Here is a 563-nt window from a genome sequence, read left to right as displayed (position 1 = left end):
GATTTCCTGGAACGACGCACCGATGCGGATGGGCGCAGGTAACGTGGCGGCAAATGCCTGAGTGCCGAGGGTGATGCCGGCAGCCAGTAAACACAGGGTCTTCGAGAGCATTTTCATGGCGTGGGTCTCTGTTTTGTTTTTATTTTTAGAGCAAATGTTATCGTTAACATTTTGCCAGAAGCTAACAAGTAAATCGGACCTGCGCAAGCCTCCACTGGTCGGTCTCGATCAAAATGTGGGTGGGTCAGCACTGATGTATCCCTGACATTCCATCATCGGGGCATGGGTATTTACACAACTGAGTAGCAGCCAACGGTAACCACGATGCGCAGCGAGCCGCTCTTGCTCTTGATCTTGATCTCAGGCGCCCCGTTAAACCACGCTGGCCGAATGCAGGCTTGAATTCGTGGGCAACCCGGCAGGACGCCGGGTTAGCCGCGCTGGGCCAAGGATGGCCCGTCGCGGCGGCCCACGCTCCAAAGCCTGCGTTCGGGCACACCGAGCCTGGGCGAGGTGCCGAGTGTTGGGGCAAGAGCGTTTTGCTTACTTTTGCGCTTTTCAAA

Annotated in this window: 1 pseudogene; it reads right to left on the bottom strand. The window is 56.1% G+C overall.

Features of this window, described 5'->3' with window-relative positions:
- A pseudogene (locus TU76_RS25805) lies at positions 1-117 on the bottom strand (LacI family transcriptional regulator); the annotation flags it as partial.
- Between the last annotated feature and the right edge of the window lie 446 nt (positions 118-563).

This window comes from Pseudomonas psychrophila (assembly GCF_001043005.1).
Taxonomy (GTDB): Bacteria; Pseudomonadota; Gammaproteobacteria; order Pseudomonadales; family Pseudomonadaceae; genus Aquipseudomonas; species Aquipseudomonas psychrophila.
Note: the sequence above shows the minus strand (reverse complement) of the source record. Positions and strands in the feature narration are given on the sequence as shown.